Origin of the sequence: Alistipes montrealensis, from assembly GCF_018362775.1 — a bacterium.
GTDB classification, from domain to species: domain Bacteria; phylum Bacteroidota; class Bacteroidia; order Bacteroidales; family Rikenellaceae; genus Alistipes; species Alistipes montrealensis.
The window spans coordinates 1-16,771 of sequence record NZ_JAGYXY010000007.1 but is presented as its reverse complement, the minus strand read 5'-3'; the positions used below and the strand labels follow the sequence as shown (position 1 = coordinate 16,771).

The window sequence follows — 16,771 nt, the reverse complement described above, 5'->3', positions numbered from 1 at the left end:
AGCGAGGGAATCATCGCGGCCCCTCCGATGAGGGCCGTGTTCTGCAGGAAGCTCCTGCGCGACATCTTCTTGTCTGCCATCGTGCTCAGTTTTTAGTCCAACTCCTTGATCTTGATATTCTTGTAATAGACTTCGTCGCCGTGGTCCTGCAGCAGGATATGGCCGCTCTCGAAGTTGCCGAAGTTCACCCAGTCCTTATACTTGCTGTAATCGACCAGCGCGTCCCACATCGCATTGTTGCGCTCGTATTCGATGATCTTGACATCGTTGAGCCAGTGCTCGACGTGGTTGCCTCGAACGACAATGGTCGCCTTGTTGAAAAATCCCTTGCGGAAAGGCTTGTCCGCGGGAGCGGGAATGAGGTCGTAGAGCGAACCCAGCTTGCGGTTGCCGTTCACGCCCAGCTTGGCGTCGGGATGCTTCGCGTCGTCGAGCACCTGGTATTCGCAGCCGATGGCCGAACCGCCCTTGGCGCTGTTGATGTCGGGATTCACGAAGTACTTGATGCCGCTGTTGGCGCCTTCGGTAATCTTGAAGTCGACCGTCAGGATGAAATTCCGGTATTTTGCGGTCGTGATGATGTCGCCGCCGTTGCCCGATTCGGCGCCGTCGGCCTTTTCGACCGTCAGGATGCCGTCCTTGACGTGCCAGCCCTTGCCGGGGAACTGCGGGCCCTTGTGGCTGCGCCAGCCGTCGGTCGTCTTACCGTCCCACAGCAGTTTCCAGCCTTCGGCCTTCTCACGCTCCGAGATTGTATTGGGAATGCAGTTGTGCTGCGCAATGCCCGTTTCGGGCGACAGTTCGTACTCCAGTCCGGAGGTCAGGATGCGGATATCCTTCCAGCAGACCTTCTTGCCGGCCAGTTCGGGCTTGCCGATGGCATGCACCTGCAGGGCGATGAAACCCGAAGCATCCTGCGCGTCGAGCACGTCCGCCGCCGGAACGCCGTTGATCCAGGTCCGGATGCGGTTGCCGACCGCCTCCACGCGGACTTTGTTCCAGTCGCCGTGGCGGAAAGCCCGCTGCGCCGCGGGATTGGTCGTCAGCGGATAAAGCCACCCGAGGCGCGCCTCGTCGTAGATGCCGCCCGACCATGCACGCGCCGACGGATCAATCTCGTACTGGTAGCCCCGCACACGGCCGTCGGTCAGGTGGCTGCGCAGTTGAATGCCCGAATTCAACCCTTCGTCGACCCGGAACAGCATCTCCAGGATGAAATCGCCATACTCCTTGTCCGTGCGGAGAAAGGTGTTCGGCGTACCCGTCTTGCTGATGCCTTCGATAGCACCGTCGACGATCCGGTATTCGGCCGTACCGGCGACCGTCTTCCAGCCGTTCAGGTTTTTGCCGTTGAAAAGTGTTTGCCATTGAGCCTGTGCTCCGACAACGGTACAGGTCCCCAAGAGTAGAAGAAGTATTTTTTTCATTATTTTTTGGGTAGTTTTGATTTTACGAAGATAACTCATTTTTTTCCATTTTTGGCCCGTATCGTCTCAAAATAGGCGACAGTTTGGTCAAGTTTTACCGCCTCCGAACCCCTACGCCCCTATTCCAACCCCTGCGTCCTTACTCCAGGGGCATAAAGCCCCCATGCCTCGGGTTTTGCCGCATATCTAAGGCGCATGCTCCGCCGCGCCGAAAGTATCCCTGACCGGCATTCCTTTGGCCTGACACCCGTAGGACTGCATCATGAAACCAGTCGTTTCCCGATCGGGTATGATGAAGCTGTCCAAGGAGACACCGACAACGCGAGCCCCACACCGAATGCGCCTTTCGCGCCCGGCAACGAAGACTGCAACTTATTCGTCAGATTCTCAACCCCAAAAACAGCAATTCAAAATAAGCCGCTCCTTTCTTTTCGCCGCAAAACGAATGCTTAATCACATAGACCTTAAATCAAACCGATGTCGTTCAGTGCATTATCACCATTCGCGTGGTACATTTCCTCGGCTCGTACCCATGTACCACGTTTAAGCACTTTAGTGACCTGCTTTCGGATGCCTGCCTTTGCTATGGCTGCGAAATGAAATAACCCCGCATATCGTTGATATACAGTATTATTTGCTTCTATTTGCGTCGCTTTGCGCAACAAAAAAGAGGTCAAGATGACCTCTTTGGAGCGGAAAACGAGCCTCGGACCTATTGCCTTTGTTCTTTATGTATCAATATGTTATATTCGTTCTTTGTTTTTGAGGTCACAAGTTTACAGCGGTTGTTTTGCACCTCAATACATCTCTATGCCTAAATATAAAAATACGACTCATTATTGATATTTCCAACAGTCAATTTGATGGAAAAAATCAGTCCGATTTTCGAGTTTCTGTGGATGGTTATCTGACGATATTTTCCTTGATTTGGTCGACGATATAACGTACATTCTCATCCGACACATAGGGACCGCTGGGTAAGCACAGCCCCTGTTTGAATAAGGAGTCACTCGCACCGTTCACATAAGCCGGATTCTTTGCATAAACCGGCTGCAAATGCATCGGTTTCCACAGCGGCCGGGATTCGATGCCCGCAGCGTCCAGTGCCATACGCATTGCCTCGACGTTCGGGTTCGGTTCACAGGCCGTGTGGAGTGCCCCAGCGACATGCGTTACTCCGGCCGCCCCGCCGACTGCACCTTGGACAGCTGTCTCATAGGCGTGTTCTTCTCCTTTTACGTGCAAAGATAGATCGAGCAGAATCGTACAGAGCCAATAGTTGCTGTCGTAACGCAGCGACGGGTTTTCATGCAGTTCAACACCCTGGATTCCGGCCAGCAGTTCCTTGTAGAGTTGGCAAACATGTTTGTGGTGGGCGATATGCTCGTCAGCAACAGTCATCTGCCCACGTCCGATTCCGGCACAAATGTTCGACATCCGGTAATTGTATCCGATCTGCTCGTGCTGGTAATAGGGATAGGCTTCACGGGCTTGTGTGGCGTAGAACATGATCTCCTTCTTTGCCTCAGAATCCGGACAGATCAGTGCTCCGCCACCCGACGTGGTGATCATCTTATTGCCGTTGAACGACAGAACGCCGTATTTGCCAAACGTCCCGAGTACCCGCCCGTCGAACTTTGAACCGAAGCCTTCGGCGGCATCTTCGATGACCGGGATGTCGTATTTATCGGCAACAGCCATAATCTCGTCGATTTTATAAGGCATACCATATAGGGCTACCGGAACGATTGCCTTCGGTTTCTTGCCCGTTTTGGCAATACGCTCTTCGATAGCCATTTCAAGCAGAGCAGGGTCCATGTTCCAGGTTTCAGGCTCCGAATCAACGAAGATGGGCGTGGCCCCAAGGTAAGTTACGGGATGCGAAGAGGCGCAGAATGTAAAACTTTGCACGATCACCTCATCGTCCGGCCCTACTCCGCAAGCTAACAAAGCCAAATGTACGGCGGCTGTTCCGGACGCAAGCGCGACAACCTCTTTGGCTCCGCCGGTGAATTGTTTCAGGTCCTCCTCGAAAGCATTGACATTTGGCCCTAAAGGTACGACCCAATTGGTATCGAACGCTTCTTTGATAAATTTCTGCTCTTCACCCGACATGTGTGCCAAGCAGAGATAGATTCTGTTTTGTGCCATTTTATTTAGGTATTTCCGCTAATTCGTATGATCTGAAAATGGTTTGAAAGATTAATTTTATATCCCCGAAAAACGTATGGTTGTAATAGTAATCGAGGTTGATGCGGACTTTATCGGGAAAAATCACTTCATCGTTGTAGCGAACCGGATCGTGAACCGTCGCCAGAATTTCCTCCTCGTTGGCATATTTCAACGATGCAGGACCAGTAATTCCGGGCCGCAGTTTCAAAATAAGGCGATCTTCACCCCGGAGTTTATCGGCATATCCCGGAACATCGGGCCTTGGTCCGACAAAACTCATATCACCTTTCAGAACATTCCACAATTCGGGTAATTCATCGAACTTATACTTGCGCAGTTTCGCTCCGAGAGGCGTGATCCGGCTCTCGCCAGCTACGGATACAGACGATCCGGAGTGCGAGACGGTCATCGACCGGAATTTGTACATCATAAAGAGTTTCCCATTCCGGCCTATGCGTTGCTGCTTGAAAATCACGGGACCTCCCGGCATTTTTATTTTGATCGACAGAGCGATAACGATCAGTACAGGCCAAAGAACCAATAGCCCGAGCAGCGAGACTGCCCGGTCAAAAAGGTATTTCATGATTTAAGATTAGTTTTTGTTGGGGAAAATACGGCAGGGAATACCAACAGCAGTGTGATTGGCCGGAATATTTTTATTTACCAATGTCTGCGCCCCAATAATGGCATGTTTCCCTATTTTGATATCGGTCCGTGCTACCACCGAGGCTCTCATCCCAATATAAGCACCATCTTGAATCGTAATCTTATGATGTCCTTGGTTTTTGCCATGACAAGCAAAATAGACACCATAAGAGATGGTGACATTTTCACCGATTTCCATAAGATCAAAGCACATATCATCAAGATAACAACGCATGCCGATAAATGTGTTCTTTCCGATTTTATAGCCGCACCACCTGTAACATTGTACACGCAAACCGTTGAACGGTATGGAAGGAATAAATACTACAGAAAACCATTTCCGTACCGGTTTGAATATAATGGTGAGTGGAGAATAGTAACAATAATAAGGGGGGGGGATTTTTTGACTTTACGCCAAAGAAAGGAGGCTACTGTCTCTCTCTGAACCATATGCTTATTATTTGTTAAATATCACGCTAATGAGTCCGTACAACGATCCCCATCCATAGGATAGATGCAAAACAATAAAACTCCATAAAAGGTAACCAAAATGTAAGCCTTTTCTATGTGCAAGCATTCCACTAATTGCCCCTATTGCAAATAAATATCCCACTATTGATAAAATAGCTACCAATCCTAATGGTGGACAAATGAATGATACAAGTACTGGCAATATGAGTGATACGAGGAAAATCAACGGAATAAAATGACGTAAGGAAAGTGACCGAAACTGTCCTGTGTAATAAACTGTTAGAATGTTCCATTTGCCGTTTCCAAAATTATTTTTTGCCAATCCGCTGAAAGTTTCGCGCGCCAAATAGGTGCAATAGGTATCCGGAACGATTACGATTTTACCTCCGCCATGCTTTATTCGCTTATTTAGCTCAATGTCTTGATTACGAATTAAGCGTTCGTCATATAACCCATATCTATCAAACACACTACGAGGCCAGCAACCGAATGGAACCGTATCTACCTCCATAATTTGATTAACCCCGGTTCTGAATGCAGAATTTCCAACTCCCAATTTATTACTCAATACTTCCCGAATCGCCAAAGTCTTTGGTGTTTTATTCAAAACATCTGTTTTACAGACCACGCCAACATTTTCAGCACGAAGTTCACACGAATATCGATATAAAACAGAAAAATAATCAGGTTGATAACTTGCATGAGCATCAAGGCGAATGATTATATCTCCTTTTGAAGCGTGTATACCGATATTCATTGCACACGGAACTATCTTATGAGGATTGTCAATCAACCGAATATGCGAATACCGTTTAGTATACTCAGAGACAATCTTCCGAGTCCGATCTGTGCTCATACCATCCACAAAGAGTACTTCCACATCGTTGTATGGATAATCTTGTGATAATATAGAGTCTATGCACTGACGAATGTATTTTTCCTCATTGTAGATTGGGCATACAACGCTTAGCATGTTGTTAATTATATAATTATAAATAGATTATTAATTGCGTTTAAATAAAAATACTTTGATCTTGTTATATTTGTTTCCTAAAATATTTTTGGCCAAAGACAACAATTTCCATTTAAGAAATATTTTATTACGGTGATGTTTGTTAGAGATGATTGCAATAACATCTGTTGAAGTCATACCTTGATATATTACATAACGCCCGAATATGGGCATTCCATAGAAGCGCTTTGTTTGGGTTGTAGGGACAGAGGTATAAAGCTTATTTATTCCAGCTTCTAAAGCCTTCTTCCTCACAATTGAATTTTCATCGCCATTGGGTATGGATGCACTAATATTCGTTGTTGTATATGGTTTTATTAGATTGATGGAATTTACCCACTCTTTTGTGATCTCATTTTCTGATAATGTTGTTAGCGGCTTATGAGAGTGAGCATGTGACCCTATATGATGCCCCCTGTCTGATAGTTCTTGCAGTTGGACCGATGTTAGAAAAAGAGGTGTATTTATATATTCGGTACTGATGAAAAATACGCCTTTAAGTCCATATTTTTCCAATATCGGTGCCGCTAAATTCAGAAATGATATACCTCCATCGTCGAATGTAAATTCAACTTGGACATCCAAATGCTTGCGGCAGTAATCAACTACTGCTTTAACATGCCTTTCAAATTCATCTATTTGAATCTTATACTGAAACGCACTTTCATTCTGAAATCCGCTTTCTGTTCCCGATTTGATATATAAATCGTGATACATCAGCACTATCTTGGCCATGCTATTTTTTGAAATTTCTGATATAATAATAGGCTTTTTTCGCGAAATTCTTCATGGGTATAACAAATGGATATTTTGTAACTAAAACTTGAGGTTTGGAATATTGGATAGGATTATACTTTTCTTTGTATGGTCGAATGCCTTCCATTTCCAATAAAGATACCCCGACGTCCTTCATTCGCTTGATAGCTTCAAACATCAACAATTCATTGGGACAATATTTCTGATAAGCTCGGTAACTTGCCGCTCCCCAATAAAAAGCCATATGGTTATGGTAAATAAATATAATTGTAGCTATACATATATTGGTTTCAGGGTGTCTAGCTTCCAACAGAATACGATGACAAGGTGATACATTGTCAAGTAAATATTTAACATGATCAACTGAATATGTAGGTGTTAACTCTTGTTTGGAAAAGACATCAATTAATTCATTATAATATTCTTCCGCAAATTCATGAAGATGTTTCGGCTCTAGAACCTTGACGCCCAATCTTTGAGCTTTATGAATAGCGTATTGACATGATTTTTGCTTAAAACTTTTAAAAAGAGTTTCAATATCTGGAGATAAATCCAAATAATAACTGTTCTGAAAGTTAAAGTTTTCGAAATATCCCTTTACATCTCCGTTGTTCAGATTCCAATCTGAGAACTGAAGAAGAATGCAATATTTTAAACAATATTCGGAAAGCTCTTTGTAGATGGAGACGCGCAGTTCTTTATTGAGTGAATATAATGTGCATATTCCTTGATAACTTGTTGTCCATCCTTCAAAGGGAGACCCAATAATATTCAATCCAAATTTTTTAAACCTATATCCGATAAAGAAACCAATAAGTTTTTCTTCGAGATGAATTCGAACGATAAACGGTTGCAAACCTTTACATACAATCAAGAATTTCATCCAATCTTTTGTATGGAAAATATTAGAATCAGAACAAGATTCTATTTGAGTCCATGGAATATCATTCTCTTCGCAGATTGTAAATTTGTACATATTTGATTATTTAGATATCAGTTTTCGCTTTTTATAATTCAAGATTCAACTATTTCATTGTTGAATCTTCCCTCTTACGGCAAATATCATTGATATCATTTCTGCGATAAGGCGTGAGATATAAAAGAGGATATTATAATGGCGAATATCTTGTAAATAATATTTAGTATAGCTAGTCATCAATTTAAAGTTATTTTTTAACCTTTGGCCTCTTGGCCTTAAGCGATTTATAGCAGAACCGTCTCGATTTCGGCGATAATATACGCAACTTGGAGATGCCGCTTTTAATATTTTTATTTTATTGGATATCTGAAACATGAATAAGCCGTCTTCTCCGACTTTGAACTCCGGATCAAATCGGCGAAGACCTATTGCATTTTTTGATAAAATCTTTGCAACCGGTACCGACATAAAAGATCGGGCCTGCATGATTGTGATTTTGTCTTTATCGTATAAGTGTTTATAGCATTCTGTGAGATAATTTCTTTCATATTGCCCTGTAACATGATTGAAAGCTATTACATTACTTACAGGAGTTATACCTTCTTTTGCAATATTATATAACTCTTGAAGATAAGTAGGGGAAATATAATCATCATCATCGATAAACGTTAAGAACTCTCCCTTCGCGTTATCTATGCCTATATTTCGAGCATTTGAAACGCCTGGGATATCTGTTTGAAGCATTGTCAGATTTTCAGCAGGATACTTTGATATGAATGATTCAATTTCTTTAGAATACGGCTCACGGCATCCATTTAAGATGAGAATCACCTCAAACTCGTCCTGCGGCATTGTTTGAATTTGTATAGACTCAAGGCATTCCCATAAATAATTTTGAGGTTTATAGGAGGGAATTATGACAGAAACCTTTATCTTTTTCAATGCTAAAACAATGTGTTATAATTAAAATTATTGATGCAAATGGCTGATATATCAAATGAAGTTGTCAAAGCTCGTTTTATTCCGCTTTGAAGGGATTCTATATTGTTTTTTTCAACGACATAACCATTAATACCCTCATATATGATTGAGTTGAAATCGACACAATTGGTGGCAATTACGGGTACGCCTAGCGTTAATGCTTCAAGAACTACATTGGGAAATCCTTCCGTACGGGAAGACATTATGAAAAGATCTGAAGCTTTGATGTATGGGTAGGGATTAGGTTTATGCCCCATTAATATTATATTTTCATGTAGGCCATTTTTATCAATCAAAGATTGTAAATAGTCACGATAGCCTACTTCATAACGCTCTTCTCCAAGAATTCTGACTATTATATGATTATTAGAGTTAATCAGTGGAATAACAGCCTTTATTAAAATATCGAACCCCTTGATGGAATAAAGCGCACCAACTGCTATTATATTAAATTCTGATTTAGAAATATTTTCAGCGATTGGTTCTTGAGATTGCGTTCTCACATAGTCTTTGTCAATTAGATTGAAAATGACCTTTACTTTTTGAGGGGATAACCCATAACTTTTTATGATATCTTGGCGCATATACTCGGTTTGAGCAATCACCATATCCATTTCTTTGTAAAGTAGCGGATAAATGTAATGCAGTAGCTTTCCTTTAATACTCGTCTCATATATTTCAGAAGGTGTAACAGCTACACGAGTATAAATTTTAAAATTATTTTTTGTTATAAATCTTACTATTGGCAATGTATAAGCGATTGTACCATGCGATGTAAATACGCTATGAGGTCGAAATTCACGTATTAACTTACACAACTGTTTCAATGCCTGTCGCATGTGAGGTCTATTTGCAAATGCTATAGGGATTAGCGGATCAATATTACACTTTTCAGATGCACAAGTATAAAAAACCTTGATTTCATATTTGGACAGATCCAAACTATTGATAATATTAATGAATACTCGTTCTGCGCCACCACCACTTACTGATGTACCAACGAATAAAATCTTATGCTTCATTATGGGGTAATAAGTTGTTCTTATTCAGACGGTATAAGGTGTATATAAATATAGATATAATAAACCACCACTTACGAGACTCCCAATTAGTTGTAATCATGGAAATAAGGGGAATAATTAATAAAAGATAATAAACTGATTTATTTTTAATTCTGATTAATTTGAGATATAAGAACAGACGGTATAAATAGTATAAAACTAATGACAATCCGATTAGACCAGTAGTTGTTAATAGATTTAGATAAAAATTATGCGCTCCAATTTGCTGACCAGAATATTGAGAAAAAACGGTTATAAACGTTCCCCATCCTGTCCCTTTTATTATTGGAAAGCCAGGCTGACTTAGCATATCAAATATTTTACTCCAAATATAGCCTCGTCCAGCCATTTCATTCTCTGCTATTTGATCTTGAATGCCCAAATAACGTTCCTGAATGGTTTCCGGGAGTGCAAAAAATAAATATAGGGTCCCGAGTATCAGTATTAATATGGTGAGTATAGATTTAAAATTATTTTTTCTATAAATTTTCGGAATTGAATAAAATAATAATGTCGTTGCTAACATTATTATACCGTTGCGAGAACCTAAAATTAGAATAAAATAACTGAATATCACAATTCCCACTATACATAGTATATTATTAAGCAGTTGCTTAGTACGCAATAAATTGTTTGAGATTATCAATAAAAAAATTATTGCATAATTTATCATAAACGCATTTTCATTGGGATTCCCCGTTGTGAATTCAGATCGATAACTCATATCGATTGCCGAGTTTATTTGATATTCACTCAAACTTGCAATTCCTATATATCCACACCCCAAACAAAATACGATCATTGCCCATTTTAGTCTTTTATAATCGCATAGTACATTGGTTGCCAACACGGTGATAATTATATATTGGAGCAGTAGTTGTACCCTATGCAACGTCTCATCTTGATCGTAACTCCAGATGATCGATATGAAACAATAGAATATGAATGAAAATAGAATTACAATGTGGGGTTGCTCTGTTGTTTTTATCTTATAGCAACGCGAAATATCGAATAAACTTGATGCAAACAATAAAATGAATACGATACGTCCATAAGATATATCTTCAGCAATGGTAATTGCCTCCATTGGAATAAGCCCAATATATAGAATTGTCAGGATATATATTATTTTACCCATTATTCTCGAGTCGAGATCAATCTAGCAGGATTACCACCTATAACAGAATAGGATGCAAAATCTTTACATACTACTGTACGTGCTGCTATTACAGTTCCGTCTTTTACGATCCGGCCAGGAGTGAATAAAACTTCACGACCGATCCATACATCATTGCCGATGCGAGTAATTTTTTTGTCTGTATAACCTTGTGACTGAATACTTTTTGATTTATCTTTATATGCATGGTTAAACGCGAGGAAAAAACATTTCGGTCCCATCATTACATTATCCCCTATTTTGACATTGGACGGTAATGTACAATTTATCCCCATGCCGGAATTATCTCCTATTTCAATCTCTAACCCTGATCCAAAGTTGCAGCCATGCTCAATATTTACATTTTGCCCACATTTCAAAAAAATATGTCGGCATAATGCATATCGGATAGCCTTAGCTCGCAATAATTTACCCATAAAACTATAACTACTGGGAAGATGTATAGCGAAGCCATAGTATAATGCAAGCTATATTAGCTTTATTTTATGATTCCTGGGTTTATTGCTATATGGCCGACTATATGTTGATACCATAATGATGAAGTAAATTAGTTACATTAAATCTTAATTGAAATTTTTGAAGTGCATGTTTCCGGGCCATTTCCCCCATTCTGATACGTTTTGATGCCGAGTTGATTAAATATCCCAGGGCATCGGCAAGTTGTTGTGCATTTTCTTTATCTACAAGTATTCCGGTTTCTCCATCTCGAACGCTTTCTACAATACCACCAACTCGTGTACCTATTGTCGGGATATTTGCAAGAGATGCTTCCATGATAGAAAGGGAAATTCCTTCAGAGCGGGAGGGCTGACAATATATATCACATGCAGAAAGCAATTCAGGAACTGTATCTATTACACCGATCCAACGAATATGATCACTAATGTGTAATTGGGCCTCCAATTGATGTAAAGCTTCTGTTTGTTCCGGATTTTGGCCTCCGCCGATCTGCACTATTTGGAAATTAGTTATCTGTTTTTTATGAACAAGTATATCTACGGCTTTCAAGAGAACATCCACACCTTTAACGGGATTGTGATAGGCTACATTGGCAATTTTTATTTTATCCGCAGGCAATGCATATTTTGAAATCATTTCACACTTATCGTAAAAAAAATCTTCAACCCCAAGATATTCTGTAACTACCTTTTTCTTCCCCCACCACAGGCCGTTGCACATTGCATCGGTAGAAGCCTGAGATACACACAAATATTTTGTACATATCAAATTTTCCATACTATAAATAATTCGAGCCTTAAACGTGTTCAAAGACGGGAGACAATGTTGAGTTGCAATGCGATATTTGACCCTGCGACTTATTGCTGCTAACATCGTAGAAAACCCACAGCTCGAAAAATTTGTATGTATAGCAATTGTATGATACTCTTTAATCAGATTTCGAATAGCTTGATAATGCCGAAAATGACTCTTGAACGGTATTACACGGCATTCTCCTCCGATAGATTTCAAATCATTGATATAATCCTGACATATGGGTTCTACGGAAAAACAGACGATTAAATGATATCCCATAGACTTGAGCTGCCGGCATTCTTCAATGATGAATTTTTCAAATCCACCATATTTTTTTGCTCCCATCCCAATTATTTCAATGACCGTAGGGAGCGAGTTGTGATTATTTCCCATATTGTTCCAATATGTCATCAGAAAGTAACCGAGGTAATTGATCTATATCTGTTTTTACTATTTTTGCAGGGTTGCCAGCAGCAATACTATTAGCAGGGACATCTTTTGTAACGACGCTGCAAGCTGCTATCACTGCCCCTTGTCCAATTGTCACACCTTTGCAAATACGGACATTGCTTCCAATCCACACATTATTCTCTATGATAATCGGAGCCGATTGACTATATTTCCATCCACGATATTCAGAGTCCCATGGAGTTTTGTACATCAATGCACGATCTTGGGGATTGACTGGATGATTATTATTATCGCACACCGTAATATTATCAGCTAAAATGACATAATCCCCCACATTAATAGAATTGCCACACAATATTTTGCAATCAAATCCAATTTTACAATGCTCTCCTATTGTGATTTTCCCCTTGTTTTGAGAACTAATTGTTCCAGAAAAAAACCTAAAATCATTACCAATAATGATGTCTTTAGCTGTTGAGCCTCTAAATGGACGTATATGTGCATGGCGAAGAATTTGAGCTTTTCCAATAAATGTTGCATTCTTACGAACCTGATGGCAGTTATACCATTTGCCAGGAAACTCTATTAGTTTGAATATAAATGAAATCATGATTATTTTTTTATAGTATCGAGTAAATGGGTAAAAGGGGTTAGTTTGAAGATATAAGATAATCCTGTATAACTAACGATTCCAATTATAATCTCAACTAATAGGCGTATTGCGGGGTAAATATTCATAAGGCCGCAACTAAATACCAGACAAAACATTATGATTGTTATGATGAATGTTGGCAAAAGGTCTTTGAGCTGGGAATATATCGGATATTTTATCTCTTTTCCACAATAATAGCTAATAAATAAACAGCTGGTAATTGTCGCAACAACATATCCTAAAAGCACAACTACTATTGAATACCTTATTGTAAGAATAATAAATATGGTCATCAACAAGTATTTGAATAAATTTAGTCTGAAGTAAAGTTTTCCCTTTCCCAAAGCTTTAATCACATTGACATTGATCATGTGCATAGGATATAGGGAACTTGCAATGCATAATAAGTGAAAATATGGAACTGCCGGAAGCCATTTTTCAGTTAAAAGGACCAAAAACAAGTCATGCCCTATCGCAGCAATACCAAGCATGATCGGTAAATGCAAATACATCGTTACATTGATGACCTTTTTATATGCATCACGCAATCTATCCATATCGTTTTGCAACTCTGCAAAAGCAGGGAAACTAACTCTCTGGACTGCTGAGGTTACAGTATTGGTGGCTATACTTTCAAATCTAAATGCCTGATTATAAAAACCAACATCTACAACATTAAAGAAACGACCAATTATAACAGTGTAGATATTTTGAAATATCGATGCTAATGTAAAAGTTCCAAGAAGATTGATGCTGAGATTCCAAATAGCTTTAATAGAGCTGATACTAAAAACAACGATTGGCCTCCAGTCATTAATTATCCACAAGGTAAAAGTTCTTACTATGTACAACGCTAATGTTTGATACACAAGGGCCCAAACCCCGCAACCGCTATAAGCACAATATAAACCTACAAATCCGGAAATTAAAGCGGAAACAACCGACACCAATGTAAGTTGCTTCACTTTAAGTTGTTTCGTTAAAAGGGTATGTTGTATTATACTGAATGCATTAATCGGGAATAAGAGAAAAAGTGTGCGAGATATACTTATTAATGAGGGTTGTCGATAGAATTCTGCGATAAATGGTGCTAAATAATACAATGCAACAAAAACGGCTAAACTTAAAAGAATGTTTAAGAAAAAAATTGTACTATAGTCTTTGTTTGATACATCTCGTTTTTGAATGAGAGCCTGTCCAAAACCGCCATCTATTAGCACCATTCCGAAAACGGTAAATATATGGATCATATTAACTAATCCATAATCAGCCGGCGTCAACTTTCTGGCAAGCAGAACCGTAATGACGAATCCTATAAATAATGAGGCAAATTTTTCAATCGTCCCCCAAATTACACCTGCGACAAAAGTTTTTCCTAAACTGACCATAATTCCGAAGTGACGGAACAAGCCATATTATGATTATACATAATATGGCTTGTTTAAATAGTTATAATCTGCCATCAGCCTCTTTGAGTAACCACTTCACATCATAAATTACATTGCGATCTTTACCAATTTGACTAATATTCAGGTTTTGAAATTCGTTATGTGCCACAGCCATAATTGTTGCATCGAATTTCTTCATGGGAAGTTCGCTAACAATATCAATATTGTATTCGCGCTTAGCGACTGTTGGATTGGCCCAAGGATCGTAGACCGTAATGTTGAGGTTGTACTCTTGGAGCGCTTTGTAGATGTCAATGACCTTCGTATTTCTTACATCCGGACAGTTCTCTTTGAAAGTAAATCCCAGAATTAAGATATCCGAGCCTAAAACTTGAATACCCTTCTTCAGCATTAGTTTAATGACTTGATTCGCGACGTAAGCCCCCATGCCGTCGTTCATACGTCGTCCGGCAAGGATTATTTCGGGATTGTAGCCGTGCCGCTGTGCACATTGTGCCAGATAATAGGGGTCCACCCCGATGCAATGCCCGCCAACCAATCCGGGCTTGAATGGCAGGAAGTTCCATTTTGTAGAGGCCGCCTCCAGTACATCCTGCGTGTCGATACCCATACAAGTGAAAATCTTTGAAAGTTCATTCACAAAAGCGATGTTAATATCGCGCTGTGAGTTTTCAATCACTTTCGCCGCCTCTGCAACCTTGATTGTCGGAGCCAGGTGCGTTCCGGCCGTAATCACCGAGGCATAAACCTCATTTACGAATCGGCCGATCTCGGGAGTAGAACCCGATGTTACCTTCTTGATTTTCTCAACTGTATGTTCTTTATCTCCAGGGTTGATACGCTCAGGAGAGTAGCCGGCAAAGAAATCTTTGTTGAACTTCAAGCCTGAAACTTTTTCTACAACCGGAATACATTCGTCTTCAGTAACACCCGGATAAACGGTCGACTCATAAACGACAATATCCCCTTTTGAAATAACCTTTCCAACCGTTGTGCTCGCTCCATAAAGGGGCGTCAGATCCGGATTGTTATTCCCGTCGACAGGCGTGGGAACCGCAACCACATAAAAATTGCAATCGCGGATATCTTCAATATTCGAGGTACAAATAAATCCATTTCTAATCGCCGCTTGCAACAGTTCGTCCGAAACCTCCAGCGTTGCGTCATGACCAGCCATCAGCGCTTCGACACGTTTTTGGCTCATATCAAAACCTACGGTTTTATACTTTGTGGAAAAAAGTCGCGCCAACGGCAAGCCAACGTAACCGAGGCCGATTACGCAAATTTTTGTCTCTTTCATTTTATTTATGTTTGTCGATTTTTTATTGCAGATTCTCCCAATACCACGTTACGGCCTCTTTTAGTCCGTCGCGCATCGAGAACTGCGGATCATATCCCAGCAGACTTCGGGCTTTATCGATAGACGCCAGTGAATGCGGAATATCTCCGGTACGATTCGGACCATGCGTAGACTCAATCTTTTCGATCGCGGGATCATATTCCGCAAGAAACTCTTTCAGATAGCCTGCCAATTGATTCAACGTCGTACGTTCTCCGTAAGCCGTATTATAAATTTGATTTATAGCCTCAGGACTGGTAGTTTCCATCGCACAGATATTCATCTGAATCACATTATCCACATAAGTGAAATCCCGGGAATATTCCCCGTCACCATTGATGTTGGGCGCTTCATGGTTCATGAATTTCTTCACGAACAGCGGAATGACCGCGGCGTATGCGCCGTTGGGGTCCTGACGGCGACCAAAGACATTAAAATAACGAAGTCCGATATATTCAAAGCCTTCATATGTGCGGGCGAATACGTCAGCATAAAGTTCGTCCACATATTTCGTTATAGCATAGGGCGAAAGCGGTTTCCCGATCACTTCCTCCACTTTGGGCAGACTTTGCGAATCTCCGTATGTCGAGGAAGAGGCGGCAAAAATAAAACGTTTGACTTTCGCATCACGCGCCGCAATAATCATATTCAAAAAGCCGCCGATATTGACATCGTTGGTTGTTACAGGATCTTTGATTGACCGGGGGACCGAACCCAGAGCCGCTTCATGAAGCACATAATCCACTCCGTCGACTGCTTGGCGGCAATCTTCGATATTACGGATATCCCCAACGATCAATTTGAAACGGTCGGGGTAGTTTTCGATCAGCGGAATGAGATTTTCCATGTGCCCTGTGGCGAAATTGTCCAGGCAAACCACCTGGTCGCCCCTTTGCAGCAATGCTTCGCACAGGTTGGAGCCGATGAAGCCAGCTCCGCCGGTAACCAATACTTTATTCATAATAATGTTTCGAATCATTTCCGATTTATTTTCGTTTTTTCATTAGGCCTCGATCCGCACCTCTTCCCGGTCGTACTGCTCAAACCTGGAGTTTTTGGAAATGAACTCGGGCACTGTCTGTTTC

General features: G+C 40.9%; 16 protein-coding genes. All 16 read right to left on the bottom strand.

All coding sequences use genetic code 11. The features are described from left to right. Positions 1 to 92: 92 nt before the first annotated feature. The 16 genes from KG007_RS12565 to KG007_RS12490 all read right to left on the bottom strand — a co-directional run bounded on the left by KG007_RS12565 (position 93) and on the right by KG007_RS12490 (position 16,647). Positions 93 to 1,430: a 3-keto-disaccharide hydrolase gene (locus KG007_RS12565; RefSeq protein WP_394369673.1), complete on the bottom strand. Its 1,338-nt coding sequence runs from the start codon at positions 1,428 to 1,430 to the stop codon at positions 93 to 95. A gap of 900 nt (positions 1,431 to 2,330) precedes the next feature. Next, complete coding sequence (locus tag KG007_RS12560) at positions 2,331 to 3,578, bottom strand: DegT/DnrJ/EryC1/StrS family aminotransferase (RefSeq protein WP_213349275.1); 1,248 nt, start codon at positions 3,576 to 3,578, stop codon at positions 2,331 to 2,333. Position 3,579: 1 nt separating this feature from the next. Then, positions 3,580 to 4,182, bottom strand: a complete 603-nt coding sequence (locus KG007_RS12555) for a sugar transferase (protein WP_213349273.1) — start codon at positions 4,180 to 4,182, stop codon at positions 3,580 to 3,582. A gap of 9 nt (positions 4,183 to 4,191) precedes the next feature. Next, positions 4,192 to 4,479: an acyltransferase gene (locus KG007_RS14000; RefSeq protein ID WP_249413348.1), complete on the bottom strand. Its 288-nt coding sequence runs from the start codon at positions 4,477 to 4,479 to the stop codon at positions 4,192 to 4,194. A 222-nt stretch (positions 4,480 to 4,701) separates the two neighbouring features. Continuing rightward, positions 4,702 to 5,688, bottom strand: a complete 987-nt coding sequence (locus KG007_RS12545) for a glycosyltransferase family 2 protein (protein ID WP_213349271.1) — start codon at positions 5,686 to 5,688, stop codon at positions 4,702 to 4,704. A gap of 30 nt (positions 5,689 to 5,718) precedes the next feature. Next, positions 5,719 to 6,462 (bottom strand): polysaccharide deacetylase family protein, encoded by a 744-nt coding sequence (locus tag KG007_RS12540; protein WP_213349269.1) that lies wholly within the window; start codon positions 6,460 to 6,462, stop codon positions 5,719 to 5,721. A gap of 1 nt (position 6,463) precedes the next feature. Then, positions 6,464 to 7,459, bottom strand: a complete 996-nt coding sequence (locus tag KG007_RS12535; RefSeq protein WP_213349267.1) for a GNAT family N-acetyltransferase — start codon at positions 7,457 to 7,459, stop codon at positions 6,464 to 6,466. A 54-nt stretch (positions 7,460 to 7,513) separates the two neighbouring features. Continuing rightward, entirely contained in the window at positions 7,514 to 8,344 is an 831-nt protein-coding gene (locus KG007_RS12530; RefSeq protein WP_213349264.1) for a glycosyltransferase family 2 protein, read from the bottom strand. Between the two features lie 2 nt (positions 8,345 to 8,346). Next, entirely contained in the window at positions 8,347 to 9,405 is a 1,059-nt protein-coding gene (locus KG007_RS12525; RefSeq protein ID WP_213349261.1) for a glycosyltransferase, read from the bottom strand. Then, positions 9,395 to 10,531, bottom strand: a complete 1,137-nt coding sequence (locus KG007_RS12520; protein WP_213349259.1) for an O-antigen ligase family protein — start codon at positions 10,529 to 10,531, stop codon at positions 9,395 to 9,397. The genes KG007_RS12525 and KG007_RS12520 overlap by 11 nt, the downstream gene beginning before the upstream one ends. A 50-nt stretch (positions 10,532 to 10,581) precedes the next feature. Beyond that, positions 10,582 to 11,037 (bottom strand): acyltransferase, encoded by a 456-nt coding sequence (locus KG007_RS12515; RefSeq protein ID WP_213349256.1) that lies wholly within the window; start codon positions 11,035 to 11,037, stop codon positions 10,582 to 10,584. Between the two features lie 100 nt (positions 11,038 to 11,137). Beyond that, positions 11,138 to 12,268, bottom strand: a complete 1,131-nt coding sequence (locus tag KG007_RS12510) for a glycosyltransferase (protein WP_213349254.1) — start codon at positions 12,266 to 12,268, stop codon at positions 11,138 to 11,140. After that, positions 12,258 to 12,896, bottom strand: coding sequence for a DapH/DapD/GlmU-related protein (locus KG007_RS14140; RefSeq protein WP_317194943.1), 639 nt, complete (start codon positions 12,894 to 12,896; stop codon positions 12,258 to 12,260). Before KG007_RS14140 ends, KG007_RS12510 begins: the two co-directional genes overlap by 11 nt. Positions 12,897 to 12,898: 2 nt before the next feature. After that, positions 12,899 to 14,326, bottom strand: coding sequence for a lipopolysaccharide biosynthesis protein (locus tag KG007_RS12500; RefSeq protein ID WP_213349252.1), 1,428 nt, complete (start codon positions 14,324 to 14,326; stop codon positions 12,899 to 12,901). A 61-nt stretch (positions 14,327 to 14,387) separates the two neighbouring features. Further along, positions 14,388 to 15,647: a nucleotide sugar dehydrogenase gene (locus tag KG007_RS12495; protein WP_213349250.1), complete on the bottom strand. Its 1,260-nt coding sequence runs from the start codon at positions 15,645 to 15,647 to the stop codon at positions 14,388 to 14,390. Between the two features lie 22 nt (positions 15,648 to 15,669). Continuing rightward, the gene (locus KG007_RS12490; RefSeq protein ID WP_213349247.1) at positions 15,670 to 16,647 is read right to left on the bottom strand and encodes an SDR family oxidoreductase; all 978 of its coding nucleotides are present in this window, start codon (positions 16,645 to 16,647) and stop codon (positions 15,670 to 15,672) included. Positions 16,648 to 16,771: the final 124 nt, after the last annotated feature.

Coding starts and splice junctions, on each gene's coding strand:
- KG007_RS12500 (WP_213349252.1), bottom strand. CDS start 14,326: ATGGTCAGTTTAGGAAAAACTTTTGTCGCAGGTGTAATTTGGGGGACG.
- KG007_RS14000 (WP_249413348.1), bottom strand. CDS start 4,479: ATGCGTTGTTATCTTGATGATATGTGCTTTGATCTTATGGAAATCGGT.
- KG007_RS12535 (WP_213349267.1), bottom strand. CDS start 7,459: ATGTACAAATTTACAATCTGCGAAGAGAATGATATTCCATGGACTCAA.
- KG007_RS12555 (WP_213349273.1), bottom strand. CDS start 4,182: ATGAAATACCTTTTTGACCGGGCAGTCTCGCTGCTCGGGCTATTGGTT.
- KG007_RS12520 (WP_213349259.1), bottom strand. CDS start 10,531: ATGGAGGCAATTACCATTGCTGAAGATATATCTTATGGACGTATCGTA.
- KG007_RS12540 (WP_213349269.1), bottom strand. CDS start 6,462: ATGGCCAAGATAGTGCTGATGTATCACGATTTATATATCAAATCGGGA.
- KG007_RS12510 (WP_213349254.1), bottom strand. CDS start 12,268: ATGGGAAATAATCACAACTCGCTCCCTACGGTCATTGAAATAATTGGG.
- KG007_RS12495 (WP_213349250.1), bottom strand. CDS start 15,647: ATGAAAGAGACAAAAATTTGCGTAATCGGCCTCGGTTACGTTGGCTTG.
- KG007_RS12560 (WP_213349275.1), bottom strand. CDS start 3,578: ATGGCACAAAACAGAATCTATCTCTGCTTGGCACACATGTCGGGTGAA.
- KG007_RS12490 (WP_213349247.1), bottom strand. CDS start 16,647: ATGAATAAAGTATTGGTTACCGGCGGAGCTGGCTTCATCGGCTCCAAC.
- KG007_RS14140 (WP_317194943.1), bottom strand. CDS start 12,896: ATGATTTCATTTATATTCAAACTAATAGAGTTTCCTGGCAAATGGTAT.
- KG007_RS12545 (WP_213349271.1), bottom strand. CDS start 5,688: ATGCTAAGCGTTGTATGCCCAATCTACAATGAGGAAAAATACATTCGT.
- KG007_RS12515 (WP_213349256.1), bottom strand. CDS start 11,037: ATGGGTAAATTATTGCGAGCTAAGGCTATCCGATATGCATTATGCCGA.
- KG007_RS12525 (WP_213349261.1), bottom strand. CDS start 9,405: ATGAAGCATAAGATTTTATTCGTTGGTACATCAGTAAGTGGTGGTGGC.